General features: G+C 53.0%; 10 protein-coding genes. 1 reads left to right on the top strand and 9 read right to left on the bottom strand.

The window, feature by feature from the left end; all coding sequences use genetic code 11:
• Positions 1-126: 126 nt before the first annotated feature.
• The 4 genes from aldA to NQZ67_RS02295 form a co-directional block, all read right to left on the bottom strand.
• Entirely contained in the window at positions 127-1593 is a 1467-nt protein-coding gene (gene aldA, locus NQZ67_RS02310) for an aldehyde dehydrogenase (RefSeq protein ID WP_257442352.1), read from the bottom strand.
• A 118-nt stretch (positions 1594-1711) separates the two neighbouring features.
• Complete coding sequence (locus tag NQZ67_RS02305; protein ID WP_503636294.1) at positions 1712-2617, bottom strand: formylglycine-generating enzyme family protein; 906 nt, start codon at positions 2615-2617, stop codon at positions 1712-1714.
• Between the two features lie 116 nt (positions 2618-2733).
• Positions 2734-3282 (bottom strand): chromate transporter, encoded by a 549-nt coding sequence (locus tag NQZ67_RS02300; RefSeq protein WP_257442350.1) that lies wholly within the window; start codon positions 3280-3282, stop codon positions 2734-2736.
• Between the two features lie 13 nt (positions 3283-3295).
• The gene (locus NQZ67_RS02295) at positions 3296-3931 is read right to left on the bottom strand and encodes a chromate transporter (protein ID WP_257442349.1); all 636 of its coding nucleotides are present in this window, start codon (positions 3929-3931) and stop codon (positions 3296-3298) included.
• A gap of 299 nt (positions 3932-4230) precedes the next feature.
• Here NQZ67_RS02295 and NQZ67_RS02290 point away from each other — a divergent pair, with 299 nt between their 5' ends.
• Entirely contained in the window at positions 4231-5430 is a 1200-nt protein-coding gene (locus tag NQZ67_RS02290; RefSeq protein ID WP_306812647.1) for an ROK family protein, read from the top strand.
• 106 nt (positions 5431-5536) lie between these two features.
• Here NQZ67_RS02290 and NQZ67_RS02285 read toward each other — a convergent pair whose 3' ends face one another.
• From NQZ67_RS02285 to NQZ67_RS02265, 5 genes are read right to left on the bottom strand one after another with little or no spacing between them, the layout of a single operon-like run.
• Positions 5537-7912, bottom strand: coding sequence for a DUF4962 domain-containing protein (locus tag NQZ67_RS02285; RefSeq protein WP_257442348.1), 2376 nt, complete (start codon positions 7910-7912; stop codon positions 5537-5539).
• Positions 7909-10002, bottom strand: coding sequence for a heparinase II/III family protein (locus NQZ67_RS02280; protein WP_257442346.1), 2094 nt, complete (start codon positions 10000-10002; stop codon positions 7909-7911). Before NQZ67_RS02280 ends, NQZ67_RS02285 begins: the two co-directional genes overlap by 4 nt.
• Positions 9999-10766 (bottom strand): SDR family NAD(P)-dependent oxidoreductase, encoded by a 768-nt coding sequence (locus NQZ67_RS02275; protein ID WP_257442345.1) that lies wholly within the window; start codon positions 10764-10766, stop codon positions 9999-10001. The genes NQZ67_RS02280 and NQZ67_RS02275 overlap by 4 nt, the downstream gene beginning before the upstream one ends.
• A complete protein-coding gene (locus NQZ67_RS02270) occupies positions 10756-12630 on the bottom strand; it encodes a sensor histidine kinase (protein WP_257442344.1) in 1875 nt (624 codons plus the stop codon). Before NQZ67_RS02270 ends, NQZ67_RS02275 begins: the two co-directional genes overlap by 11 nt.
• Positions 12630-13673, bottom strand: a complete 1044-nt coding sequence (locus NQZ67_RS02265) for a response regulator transcription factor (protein WP_257442342.1) — start codon at positions 13671-13673, stop codon at positions 12630-12632. The genes NQZ67_RS02270 and NQZ67_RS02265 overlap by 1 nt, the downstream gene beginning before the upstream one ends.
• Between the last annotated feature and the right edge of the window lie 106 nt (positions 13674-13779).

Raw genomic sequence — 13779 nt, 5'->3', positions numbered from 1 at the left:
AAATATCTTAAGCATTTGCATGGCAATCCTATAAAAATCGTAAGCGATCTCCCAGCCTGTACAAGAAAGAGCAGCGAGGGCTTAACCTTTCAGCCCCGCTGCTCCTATATGGCTTCTTAACCTCTATTAGGCATAATTCAAGTAAACAGTACGCTTTTGGAGGTAGCCCTCAATGCCGTATTCGCCATCCTCGCCGCCGATGCCGCTCAGCTTATGGCCGCTGTGATGGCCCTGCATGCAGCCCGACATGCCTTGGTTCAGGAATACCGTTCCAACCTCCAGCACCTGGATTGCCTGCATCAGCTTGCGATAATCATTGGTGTACAGATAAGCCGACAAGCCAAGCTCGCTGGCATTAATGATGCTCACCGCTTCCTCGAAGCTTCCGATCCGAACAATCGGCAGGACCGGCCCAAAGATCTCTTCTCTTGCTGCAGCCATATCAGGCGTAACATTCGTGAGTACCGTCGGCTCGTACCAGTAGCCCTTCTGGAACCCGTCTCCTGTTGGACGTTTGCCGCCGGCAGCCAGAGTAGCGCCTTGTCGGACCGTCTCCTGCACGATAACATCAATCTTCTCCAGATCCCGCCCGTTCGCCTTCGGCCCCATCGTCACCGACTCGTCGAAGGGATCGCCCAGCTTAATGGACTTCACTCGCTCCAGCAGCTTCTCCGTAAATGCATCGGCAATGCTCTCATGCACAAGCACCATCTCATTGCAGATGCACACCTGCCCGCAATTCGCGAAGCGCGCGCCAACAGCCGCTTCTACCGCTTGATCCACATCAGCGTCCTCCAGCACAACAAACGGCGCTTTGCCGCCCAGCTCCAGAGATAACGCCGTAATGTTGTCCGACGCCGCCTTGTAGATCGCTTGTCCCGCTCTAACGCTGCCCGTAACAGTGACTAGCTTCGTAATGGGACTGCTGACCAGCGCCCCTCCGACCTCCACGCCTGTGCCCGTAACGAGATTGGCCACTCCAGGCGGGAAGCCAACCTCATCAATGAGACGGAAGAGCTCGGCAGACGCAATCGGCGTGAGCTCATGCGGCTTAATGATCATCGTGTTCCCTGTCACCAGCGCCGGGCCCAGCTTGCGGCCAATGAGCGCAAGGGGATAGTTCCAGGCGCACAGCCCTACAGTGACGCCGTACGGCACCTTCTGAATCATAAGCATCTCGCCCTGACGGTTAGCCGGCAGCACATCGCCCTTCAAGCGGGTAGCCGATTCCGCCGCGTACATGAAATAAGCCATCGTATCGTCGACTTCGCCAAGCGCCTCGCGATAGGTCTTGCCTTGCTCAAGCACAAGCAGCCGGGCGAAATGCTCCCGCTCCTCTTGGATACGGTGCACCAGCTTGACCAAATACCGAGCACGCTCAACAGCGGGCAGCAGCTTCCACGAGCGCTGAGCTTTCTCCGAGGAGAGCAGCGCCTTCTGCACATCCTCCAGGTCCGCATCGCTGACATATCCAATCACTTCTTCATTGGCCGGGTTTAGCACCTCAGTCAAGCGCCCGGAGGCCGAATCCATCCATTGTCCGTCTATATAAAGTCGATAATAGGTCGTATTTCCTTTTGTCCCCGTCATCATAACCTTCACCTCTTAATTGTAGGATTGCATCATTTTACCCCCCTCCAGCCATCTATCCGTACGAATATATTAATGAATTTCTATAAAATTATTCACTATTTCAAAGAGTAATATCATCCTAAACAAGCGATCGCGCTATCCGGAATCCGCAATTCCCCGTCGAGCTGTCCGGGGTATTGGAGCTTCGCGCCGCGACTCGGTAGCGGTTGCAGTATGAACGATGGCATAAGTAGGAGCCCCCGCGCATGGAACGCTTGTCCGTTCGTTTGTTGTAATGCGGGTTTAGATCCCGGGTCACTTTATGATAAGCGGGAGTGAACCAATCCGAGCACCATTCCCATACATTGCCGGACACATTGTAGAGACCGAAGCCGTTCGGCTCGTATGCATCGACCGGCGCAGTACCGATATAACCGTCGCTTGCATTGTTTTTAATTGGAAATTTCCCTTGCCATATATTGCATTGATGCTTGCCATCCTGCTTCAACAGGTCACCCCAAGGGTATGTCTTCCTCTCCAGCCCCCCACGGGCGGCATACTCCCACTCCGCTTCGGTCGGCAGCCTGCCGCCTGCCCACTCGCAATAAGCATTCGCATCAGTCCAGGAGATATGAACGACTGGATGATTCATTCGCTCCGAGATGTTAGAGTCGAGTCCTTCCGGAGCTGCCCAGTAAGCACCGTGCACGACCAGCCACCAAGGAACGGCCTGTGGAACATTAGCAACCCGCTCTTTGGTTTCGGCGGAGGCCAACAGATGGAACACATAGGACCAGCCGAAACGTTCGGCTTCCGTCACATATCCCGTTGCCTCTACAAACCTCCCGAAATCGGCATTCGTCACCGCATAAGGATTGATCTGGAAGGAATCGATCGTAACCATTCGCGCAGGGCCTTCCCCATCCGCCGGGAAACCTTCCGGAGAGTTCGTTCCCATCATAAATTCACCTGCGGGAATAGTCACCATCGTCTCCGAAGAAATCTTATTCCGTGCAGTTATGTTCGGGGTGCTTGGTCGTTCTATACGCCGCAAAGCGGTCACTTCACTTCGGGACGCCGAGCAGCATGCTGGTTTGTTGTGGTTGTCCAATGAAAGGCCTCCTCGTGATCTCTGTGATTTAACAGCCGACTTACATGCAACTAACCGTAGATGGCTATTCCAATAAGCCCTGAGGCTATAATAACGTATACCGGATGCTTGCGGAATAATAATAATGCGGCAAGCGAACCCAAGAAGATGAGAAGCTGCGATGCCGTGAACCAGGACAACTCCCCGACGAGACCATTGTTAACGGCAAACAGGATCGCCGCATATATAATAAGTCCCGTAATGATAGCTCTTAAGCCATAGAAGGACGATTGCAGCCATTTGTTCTGATAGATCTTGAAAAACACAACCCCGACGCAGACGATAATGAACAGGGATGGCAGCACCATGCCTGCCGCAGCGACGATGGCCCCCAGCAATCCCGCTTCCTGCATACCGATGAATATAGCGATATTGGTCGCGATCGGCCCAGGCGACATGCCCGCAATCGCGATAATGTCCGTAAACTGCTGAGCATCCAGCCATTCATGACGATTGACCGCTTCCTCCTGGATGAGCGGGATCATGGCATAACCTCCGCCGAACGACACCATGCCAATTAGAAAAAAAGTCGCAAATAACTCTAGAAGTAACTGCAGCATAGAGCCAGCCCCTTTAAATCATATAATCAAATATCGGTTCTTGTTTCGTTCGTTTCGTTCGTTTCGTTCGTTTCGTTAATGGAGTCTTGCGGCCCAGCTTCTGCTTCAGCATAATGATACCGATCCCGGCAGCCGCCCCGCCTGCAATAAGCAATACCGGATGAATAAACGAATGTCCGAAATACATGACGATGACGGTAAGCAAGATTAAAACCGCCGAGGTTTTATCCACCAATGCGGTTTTGCCGATTTTAATAGCAGCATAAGCAATCAGTGCAACGATCGTGGCTCTAATCGAGATGAAGGCGGCCTCCATCTTCGGATGTCCCTTCATCTGCAGAAAGAACAGCGACAGCAGCAATATAATGCAGAAGGTAGGGAGCAGTATGCCGATCATGGCCGCGAGCGCTCCTCTAATGCCTGCGACCCGATAGCCGATAAACGTCGCGGAATTAATACCGATTGCCCCGGGTATCGATTCGGCCACGGCGAAGATGTCTGCGATATCCCGCGTTTCCAGCCACTTGCGCTTCTCGACGACCTCCCGCTCTATAACGGGAATCATCGCGTACCCTCCGCCAAACGTAACAGGCCCTATTTTCAGAAAGGTCAGAAAGATCGTCCACAGCACACCTTTTTCGGTTTTCATACCTGACATCCCCTATCTTTTTCGGTGTCTAATGATTTCCTTAGATGCTATTAGTATATCATCTTTTTTTCATTTTGGAATAAAGTATGCGAAGAAAAAGCTATAAGATATGATGATGATCCTCATAAGGGATTAATATCATTCGTTTATAGCTCCAAAACGGTATCGGAATACTTGGAAATTAAATAGTTTTTTCATTTTCCGCAAAAAGATCTGTTCCTATACGATAAGATAGCTTGCCTGAATCTTATCGGTTATCATTAAGGGGGAACTGAAAACACGCGATAAGCAGGGATCGAATGATGGATATAGCACTAAACCGGCTCACAACCAAAAAAGCGCTCTATGAGCGCATCGCGAAGCAAGGCACCGTATCAAAGGGAGATCTCATGCCCTTGTTCGACATTAAAACAAGTACCATGAACCGCTTAATCGATGAGCTTCTTTCCGAGAAGCTTATTATAGAATCAGGATTCGGCCCTTCAAATGGGGGAAGAAAGCCGATTCTATTCCGGATCAATCCGTCCTGGGGTTACTTCTTCGGGCTTGAAATCTCTCGCTTTTACTCCACCTTGGGCTTGTACGATATGGCCATGAACCCCATGTCCATTACCAGATGGAGAATGGATGAAGATATGACCCCCGAGAAATTCATCAAGCAAGCAGCGACAACGATCCGGTCGCTCCTGCTCGATCACAAATTAACGATTGAACGAATTAAAGGGATTGGCATTGGAGCGGTCGGTCCTCTGGACAGAGATGCGGGAATTATTCTGAATCCGCTCTACTTCCCGGCCAAAGGCTGGATGAACGTCCCGATCTGCAAGCTCATTGAGGAGCAAATCGGAATAATGGCCAAGCTGGACAATGGCGCCAACACCGCGCTGCTCGGCGAGAACTGGGCAATGCGGGAATCCCAGCTGCAGCATATGCTCTACGTACATGCCGGCGTTAGTCTGCGGTCCTCTATGATGTCCTATGGTCATATTGTTCATGGATCGGTTGACAGAGAAGGCTCCATCGGTCAGATGATCATTCAAACAGACGGCCCAAGGCTTCATGACAAAGGCAATTATGGAGCTCTTGAAGCCTATGTATCGGTTCAGGCCATTGAACGAAAGGCGCAATCCGAAGCCAAGCTTGGGAGGGTCGGCCTGATTAGCCGCTCCGCCGTTAGACCGGAGGATATCAGATACGACTTGTTATTGAGTGAATTGGCATTGGAAAACCCTGTTACGCTGGAATTGTTCCTCAAGTCCGCTAGGCATCTGGGTATCGGGCTGGCGAACCTGATTAATATCTTCCATCCAGAGTGCATCGTTCTTGGCGGAACCTTAATCAATTCGCATGAATCGTTCTATCGGACGGCAATTGAAGTTGCGATCGACAACACTTATCATTATCCCGAGTATACACCGCATTTTTCCAAGGGCATTCTTAGAGAGGATGCCGTAGCAACAGGTGCGGCGCTGATGATGTGGAGAGATATGAGTGTTTAGATTTAGGTCATTCTGTGCTTTGTAATCGGAAATGCAGAAAGCCCGATCGGCTAAAGTAAATGCCGATCGGGCTTTGTTTTATTTTTATTGTATCATGCCATGCTCATTAATAAGCCTTCGCAACCTCAATCTTGCGTGTCTTGCCTGCTTCGTTCGTGAAGTACAGATGCACGCCGTGGTCCTGATCGTCCATGAAGTGCGAGACGAACTTGGAGTCGCCCTTCTTCATTGGGACAAGCAGCGATACAAGCCTATGGCTCCGTGCTTCCTTCGTCTCGGCATGCAGATGCCACTGCTTCGGAAGCCCCTCATATTCGGAAGGCTCCACATCGGTGAATTCGTCATGCTGGCGAAGCGACAGGCTGCCCGACGAGCTGTATACGAACCGCACATCCATATCCGCCTTAGTTCCATTGACCAGGAACGCATTGGAGGATAATGTCATTTGGTTCATCGTATGCAGCAGCCATTCCACCTTGCCCTTCTGCTCCAGGTCCACATAATCCACGATCACGAAATAGGATTGGTCGATAAAATAAATCTCGCGCATGCAGCGCTTCACATACGGCACCGTCTCATTGTAAGCTGCCGTTGCGTCGCTTCTGCAATAGCTGATCCCATCCTTGTGCCATGCTTCCTGCACAACCCCGGCCGCTTCCATAGCGAGCACCTTGTTTGTTCCAGCATACTGCCCTTGTCCGTCAATAAGCAGCGCATTGGTGGAACGGGTCTGCCTCCGCCAATTTCGGTGCATCGTGCTGCCGAACGCTACATAATAGCCGCTTTCGATCGCCAGCGGCTCGCCGAACGCGTGAATGAGGAAGCCATTCTGATCGCCATGGCTGTGGCTGATGGAGCCATAAGGGCTGCTCTTCGCCAGCAGCATGACATGCTCAGACGGCTCATGCATGCGGTGATGCATCGCGACCCAGCCGATGTCTCGGAACCACTTCACAGGCTCGATAACGCTCTCATCCGGGATAACCGGCGCTACCTCGGGATAATCATGGCGGAACATGACGCTGTCGAAGCGGAAGTCCCACCAGCCATAGTTATAGAACTTGGAGTCCGGGTCGGGATCGTTGTCCAGCGTCTGCTCATAATACCACTGATACAGGCCGTTGCCGGTAATACCGGCGAACTGACGGATGTTGTAGCCCGTCTTCAGAATAGGACGATCTCCCAGCGAGGACTGATCGCCGAAGCTTGCTCTTGTTGTATCTGGGCTGTTGCAGTACAGCGGGAAATCTCCCGTCTTCGAGAAGAACGGCCGCTTATAGATGTCAATGCCGCAGTAATTGCGAACCAGGTTCAGCGCATCGATCAAGTAGGCCATGCCCGTCGTCCAGTACATAGGACCTTCCGCCCAGCCGCCGTCCTCTCCGCCCCATGGCGAATACAGGCAAGCGTAATACTCCAGCGTATAGTCCAGCCATTCCAGCGCTTCCGGCTCTTCATGCAGCAAAGCGATGGCTGCAGGCACCAATACCGAAGAAAGCGATCGAACGGCATGACTGTCGAACGGCACCTGATGAATGCGGGAGCGGTCGATGACATGGAACGCAACTTGTCTCGCGCGCTCCAGCAGCGCTTCACGCACAGCCTTCCGCTCCTCCTCATTCAGCACATCGTGCAGCCAGTCGTAACCCCAGGCAAGCGCGCCCGCGATCCGGAAGGAGGATTCGTCGTTATAATCGCGCGACGTCGTGCCTTCAACATTCCACGAGGCGGCATGCAGCAGCCACTTCTTCGCCGCCTCCAAGATCGTCTCGTCCTGCAGCACCACACCGGCAACACTCAGATGGCGAATCGCATACAGCGTCTCCTGGCAATCCATGTACATGCGGCGCCATAGTACAGCCACACGCTTGTTATCGGGATATGGAGCCGGCTCGGCAATCAGCTCGCGCTCCAGCCATGGCTGGACGGAGCGCTCCATGAATATGTCCCAGCCCGCATAAGCGGGGTCTGCCGCGATACGCTCCCGAAGGTTTAGAAGTCCGTCTTGATTCAGCCATAGACGTGGATGCGTCGCGATGGTGGAGCTGTAGCGGCCGTCTCGATCAGGAAGCGGCGTTTCAGGCAAGCCTTCCGGTACTTGAAAACTCCTTACCACGCTCCAGCTGCTGCCGATTGACCCATCCAGGTCTCCGCCAACGGTTTTGGATACGCTGCATGCCTGAGAACCGCTGCGGCTGGAAGCCGGGCGTCCGCCCTCCAGCGCGTAACGCCAATAATAGGAGCCGGGCTCCAGCGCTTCGGACGGCGTATACAGGTTGTACGGGATATTGCGAACCGTAACGGTATCCCCCGTCTTGAAGTCGGGCGAGCTGGAGTACTGCAGTGCATAACAATCGCCTTCCGCGAGCGCGGGCATCCACGTGAAGCGAGGCGGATTCTCCAGCAGCTTGCTTTGATCGTTCGGTTCATATGGGACAGACAATATACCGCTTTGCGGTTCAAATAGCTTGAGGGTATTCATAGGCTCATCTCCCTGATTCCATCTGCGGTTAATTGATAGCTGATCTGCTCATTGCCAATGCGCACGGTAAGCTTCTTCTCGCCGCTTGCTCCGCTCTCATCCAGAGGCTGGAGACGAACGTCCAGCTCCTTGTCGCCGGCGGCATATACGGCTGCCACATCGGCACTAGCTCCCGCTGTCCGGACGAGAACACCCTTCATCATGACACTGGGGTCATCCGCAAGTCCAGGGGATTCCACCAGATATGCTGCCGCATTCTCCGAGAGGGCAACCGCGGACGACAGGCTATTGCCGCCTTCCAACCCCGATATCTTAACACGGGCCATGACGTCTGCATTCGCTACTGCCGAAGTTGTCTTGCTCCATTGCGCAAGCGAACGTACATATTCGTAGCCGTTGTCCTGGCCCAGAGCGGCCGGAGTCGCGGTGAAGTCCCAGCCCTCTACCGACGGTTCGCCGATGAAGTGGAACCACCAGTCAATCTCGCCCGGCTCAGCCAGTCCAATCTGGTACCAGTCCACGATATAATCTGCGCTCACGAGCAGATGGCGGACAAGAGTTGCTCCAGGATAAGTGCCGTCCACTGACATCGTCATTGCGGTATAGGCCTTCTCTTCCACAAAGGACAGGCAGCGTCCCTCTGCTTCTTGCTGAGACTGTCCATTCACGCTGACCGTGTTATGGCACGCGGTTGCCGGATACCAGCTCTTCTTGAGCACCGATCCATAAGGAACGGTTCCTCTGTCTGGTGAAATAGGCTTGCCGTTCAAGCTCAACATCACATTCAGCTTGTCGAAGTGGCCATGCGAGCCGCCGTGCGGACCAAAATCCACCATGGCCGTAAGAGGATTGCCGGCATGTCTCAGCCAGGCAAACCCGCTGTCCGGAAGCAGAGCGGAGGAAGCGGCTGGCGGATTCTCAAGGCTAATCTCCTCGCCCGTCCACTGACGGTACAGCAGCGCTTCGAGACCAGCGTTTCGATAGGCCCACGGCTCCGATGATTGGAGCGCCTCGCTGTTCCCCTGCCCCATTGTTTCATAATAATAGTTTAATAATTTCCAATATTCAGGCTTTTGATATTTCGCCAAGCCCTTCTCGAACACTTCAATGATCTCAAGCGTATAAGGCATTCTTCCATACGGTCCATCATGTGTCGCTGGAAGACGGCCATCTTCTTCGGCCAGGCGGATCAGAACATCCAGCATGCCTTCGATATGACGCGAGCCCTCCGCCTTGATCTCGAAGCCGTCGATGTCGAAGCGCTTCAGCATCTCCACCGTTATCAAATAAGCGCGAAGCACAAAAACGTGATAATAGACGCTACCTTCGAATTCCAGACCATCGTTCAAAATCGCGATTTCCAGATGGTTCCGGATGCCGCCCTTGCGCTCAAGCAGACTATCAAGCTTCGCGTGGTCCTGCTTGACCGCGTATACGCAGCTTAACGCCGCATTCAGCCAGGCTGTGTAGTTATTCTCAGGCTGGTTTCTTTCGATCGTCAGAATATGATGATATTGCTCCATGCTGCTCTCCAGCATGCCGATAAATGTTGTAATATCGGCTTGCGCTTCCCCGAACGCCAGTCCCGCGTCCTGCAGCAGCAGATAGGCCTGGAGAAGCGTGGTTGCCCAGATCGCCTCGGTCAGCGCCTGATGGAAGGCGCGGCCCTTCAGCATCCAAGGCTGCGCATCGGGATGAACGGGATACAGGGGAAACTGCTTGGCATAAGCGCTAATAATATCGCGCCCATAGCTCCCGTATGCAAGCTCCTTCGTTGCGGCGTATACCGCAGCCGCCTTCAGCGAGCGTCTGGCCCATAGCTGGTGACGATACACCAGCCATGCGCCATGATACGGCTCCCGCTCCAGCACGCAGCCATATGGACAGTGGTAGCGTCCGTCATCCTCGCGAAGCTCGTCAAACAGCAGCTCTGTATGATGGGTGGGACATACATACTGATGCCACCAGCCGCCTGGCTCCATAGGAATGGAAGCCTCGCGCGCCATCGCTTGATCCAATTCCTTCTTCAGCCGGTTTAGTGCAGCCTGGTGTCCTGCCTGTCCTTTGGTTTGCCCTTGTAGATTCATCATCGCATAAACATTCCGCCGTTGATCTCGATCGTTTCTCCCGTCAAGTATGCCGACAGCTCCGATACGAGGTACAGGACGGCTCCCGCAACATCCTCCGGCGTGCCTTCTCTCTTCAGCGGAATACCTTGAATCGTCGCTTGTCTGGCCGCGTCAGGGGTAAAGGTTGCATGGAATGCCGTGCCGCCAATAAAGCCAGGCGAAATCGCGTTAACCAGAATGCCATCACCAGCCAGCTCTTTAGCCAAGCCTTTGGAATAAGACAATACCGCAGCTTTGCTCGCCGCGTAGATGGAAGCGCCTGGTCCACCGCCGTTATGAGCCGCGATGGAGGTCAAATTAACGATTCGTCCGCCTCCAAGCTTCTTCATGCCTGGAATGACCGCCTTGCTGACAAATACGGTGCTCTTCATATTGACGTCCATAATTTTATTGTAAAGCTCTTCTGTCATCTCGGCATTAGCAAGCCGCTGAACCAGATGACCAGCGTTGTTGACAAGAATATCGATAGGTGCGCCGAAGGCCTTCTCGACCTGAGCTACCATATCGTTAATTTGCGCCACGTCCGTTACGTCTGCGCGGATCGCGACAGCTTCGCCGCCGATCGCCTGGATTGCGGCTACCGTTTCCTCTGCTCCTTGCACGCTGCTCAGGTAGTTAACGGCTACCTTCGCTCCTTGCCTTGCCAGCTCGATGGCTACTCCGCGGCCAATACCGCCGCTTGCGCCTGTTACCAATGCTACTTTACCTGTCAAATCAATGTTCATTTCTTGTTCCTCCCCAAGTGATCTCTTTGTGTACGCCAATCGATTGAGAATCAGGCATCGTAATATAGATAATCGTCCCCTGACCATCCTGGCTGTCAACCGATATGCCGAATTCGTCTCCGTAAACCATCTGAAGTCGCCGATGAACGTTAAGAACGCCGATGCCGCCTCGTTTGCGGCCGCCGCTTATATCCTGTTCGTCGGATAACCGATTCTCAAGCAGACGCTGTCTCAGCTTGCGCAGGCGTTCCTCGGACATGCCCGCGCCGTTGTCTTCTACCGTAACGACGATCCGCCCCTCGGACTGCTTCGCGTCGATTCGAATAAAATGATTAGTCTCTATCCCGTTCGGGAACGCATGCTGGAAGATGTTCTCCACGATGGGCTGAAGCGTCAGCCGGACCATGCCCTTCAGCAGCAATTCGGGCTTCATGACGACGTCGACCTCAAATTCTCTGCCGATGCGATGCTTCAATATAATCATGTAATTTCTAACGTGATTCAGCTCATTGACGATCGTGCTTTCCTCCAAATTCGTCTGCACGGAATATCGAAGCATGTAAGCCAGCGCCTCGACCATCTCCGAGATATCGTCGGAATCCTGCACGATCGCATAACAATTAATCGTCTCCAGCGTGTTGTACAGGAAATGCGGATTAATCTGCAGCTGCAGCGCCTGATACTCCGCTCTGTGCCGCTCCAGCTGCAGTTCTCTTAGCTCAAGCTGCGCCTTTTGCCCTTTGAGTTCAGCGTCGTACACCCGGTCTATCATTTCCGACAGCCGTCCGACCATCAGATTATAGCTGTGAACAAGTGCGCCCACTTCATCCTTTCGGGGCTTCACTTGTACATATTGCCAATTGCCCTTCTCCGTCTCCCGCATGCCGTTCATGAGAATACGAATCGGACTGACAATCGTTCGTCCGAATCGCAAGGCAAGCACAAGCGCTGCCGCCAGCGTCAGCAGGCCAACGGTGACAGTTGTTGTGCGGATCGCTGAGATTGGCTCGCGCAGCTCATCTAGAGGCATGGCGATCGCCAGGCTCCAGCCGGAATACTCGGACTTTCGGGATACAATCAGGCGCTCCTGCTCGCCGTCGTTGATCACAAATCTCTGTTCGCCGTTCTCGACGATTCTACCGGATACCCGCTCCAGAAACGGACTGTCTACTCTATCATCATCAGGTGCATAGACGACCTGGCCTTGACCGTCCAGAATGAAGAAAAACCCATCTTCGCCAAGGTCCATCAGGTCCCACAGGTCGGTCAGCTGCTCTTCGTGAAACTCGATGGCGAGCACGCCTTTGATGTCATAAGTCGAGTATCCTCTAATCTTCCGCGCTACCGTAATGACGCGATCCGCATCCTGAGGGAGCAGACTTGTGCTTAGAATTGAAATACGTCCGTTAGCTTCCGTCTGCTCATCCAGCTCTTTCAGTCTATCCGACGTATCCACACTATGAGCGGAGAAGTTTTGGTTCGCATCGAAGATGGTCCGACCGTGATAGCCCAGCACGTACATCATATTAATTTGATTGGGATACATAATATGAATTTTCTCGAAGATGTCCTTTTGGATTTTGGTCGAGAACTGATAGTAAACATAGCTGTCATCCGGGTCCATATCGAGAAACTTCTTCACTTGCTGCTGGGATAGAATCGACACCGACATCCGTTCGAACATCATCAGCTGTCGATCGGTCTGCATGGCCGCATTGTTGATGACCGTCGTAAAATATTTTTCGACCTGCTTATCGATCGCTCGAGCGGATTCCATATACGAGAAGATGCCGACCGTAGACATCGACAGGAAGACGAGAACGAAGAAGTAGACAAAAATTTGCTTCGCCAGGCTTTTCCTCATCAATCAATCCCCAGCATTTCCCGGTACTCCGACGGCGTCAAGCCGGTTACCTTCTTGAAGGTTTTCGTGAAATACGGATGGTCCGAATAGCCGACCTCGTGCGAGATGTCGGTAATTTTATAATGAGGCAGCGCCAGAAGCTTCTTGGCCCGCTCCATCCTTCGTTTGATCCGGTATTGCACGAAGGTCTCATCCGTCATCTGCTTGAACAGTTGGCTAAAGTAGGATGGATTCAGTCCCAGCCGTTCCGCCACTTCCTCCAACGATAGTTCCTTCGACAGGTTCTGCTCGATGTAAGCCTTCACTTCCTCGACTGGGTCCTTGACATGCCCCCTCCGTTTGGTTCGAATTTGCCGAGCGATCTCCTCCAATTGCTGCTCGAACCATTCGAATACCTCCTCCGGACTCCTTTCATCCACACTTACGGTCGCTCCTTGCTCCGGGAAGGTGTACACATCGCGCCGATTAAGAAGCTTGACGATACGCTGGATTAGTTCCTGCAGCAGCTGTCCCAATTGCACGGCATGGAACGAATGCTTTACGCAATAATCCTTCAGATGCGCCAATGTCCGATCGCGCTCCGAGGCATTCAGATGCCAAAGCGCGTCCTCCAGCTGCTCCGCCCACTCCGCCTGTTCCTCAAATGAGATAAAAGAGGCTTTTCTGCGGGCTTGCGCGCCATCTATCAACTTCTGCACGGCTTCAGCTATTCCCGTACGGGTCACCGGCTTTAATATATATTCCTTGACCCCGTAAGAGACGCATTTCTGAGCGTACTCGAAGTCGCTGTAGCCCGACACGACTACGATATCGATATCATATTGAAGCTCTCTGATCCGCCTGCACAGCTCCAGTCCGTCCATACGCGGCATTCGAACATCGGTGAACACAAAATCGGGTCGAAGCGCTTTTATGCGCGAAAGCGCTTCTTCTCCGTTCGCGGCGCTTTCGATTTCGGCTTTACCCTTGCAAGCCAGATGAATGAGCTTTTCCAGTCCTTTGCGAATCATTGGTTCGTCTTCGACGACAAGAATACGATACATGGAGCACCTCATTTCATGTGGCTTGTGAGAGAATAAAGCGAATTTCCAGCCCATACGATGCAGGAGCCCCTCCCGATTAAGGCGGCGCCTTGATCGGGAAGGGTCT

Origin of the sequence: Paenibacillus soyae, assembly GCF_024623455.1 — a bacterium.
GTDB lineage: Bacteria > Bacillota > Bacilli > Paenibacillales > Paenibacillaceae > Pristimantibacillus > Pristimantibacillus soyae.
The sequence above is the reverse complement of the archived record's forward strand: the minus strand, read 5'-3'. Positions and strand labels throughout refer to the sequence as shown.

What these genes read in the sequence shown, in the direction of transcription:
- aldA (WP_257442352.1), bottom strand. Translation starts at nt 1,593, where the DNA reads ATGATGACGGGGACAAAAGGAAATACGACCTATTATCGACTTTATATA.
- NQZ67_RS02300 (WP_257442350.1), bottom strand. Translation starts at nt 3,282, where the DNA reads ATGCTGCAGTTACTTCTAGAGTTATTTGCGACTTTTTTTCTAATTGGC.
- NQZ67_RS02295 (WP_257442349.1), bottom strand. Translation starts at nt 3,931, where the DNA reads ATGAAAACCGAAAAAGGTGTGCTGTGGACGATCTTTCTGACCTTTCTG.
- NQZ67_RS02290 (WP_306812647.1), top strand. Translation starts at nt 4,231, where the DNA reads ATGATGGATATAGCACTAAACCGGCTCACAACCAAAAAAGCGCTCTAT.
- NQZ67_RS02285 (WP_257442348.1), bottom strand. Translation starts at nt 7,912, where the DNA reads ATGAATACCCTCAAGCTATTTGAACCGCAAAGCGGTATATTGTCTGTC.
- NQZ67_RS02280 (WP_257442346.1), bottom strand. Translation starts at nt 10,002, where the DNA reads ATGATGAATCTACAAGGGCAAACCAAAGGACAGGCAGGACACCAGGCT.
- NQZ67_RS02275 (WP_257442345.1), bottom strand. Translation starts at nt 10,766, where the DNA reads ATGAACATTGATTTGACAGGTAAAGTAGCATTGGTAACAGGCGCAAGC.
- NQZ67_RS02270 (WP_257442344.1), bottom strand. Translation starts at nt 12,630, where the DNA reads ATGAGGAAAAGCCTGGCGAAGCAAATTTTTGTCTACTTCTTCGTTCTC.
- NQZ67_RS02265 (WP_257442342.1), bottom strand. Translation starts at nt 13,673, where the DNA reads ATGTATCGTATTCTTGTCGTCGAAGACGAACCAATGATTCGCAAAGGA.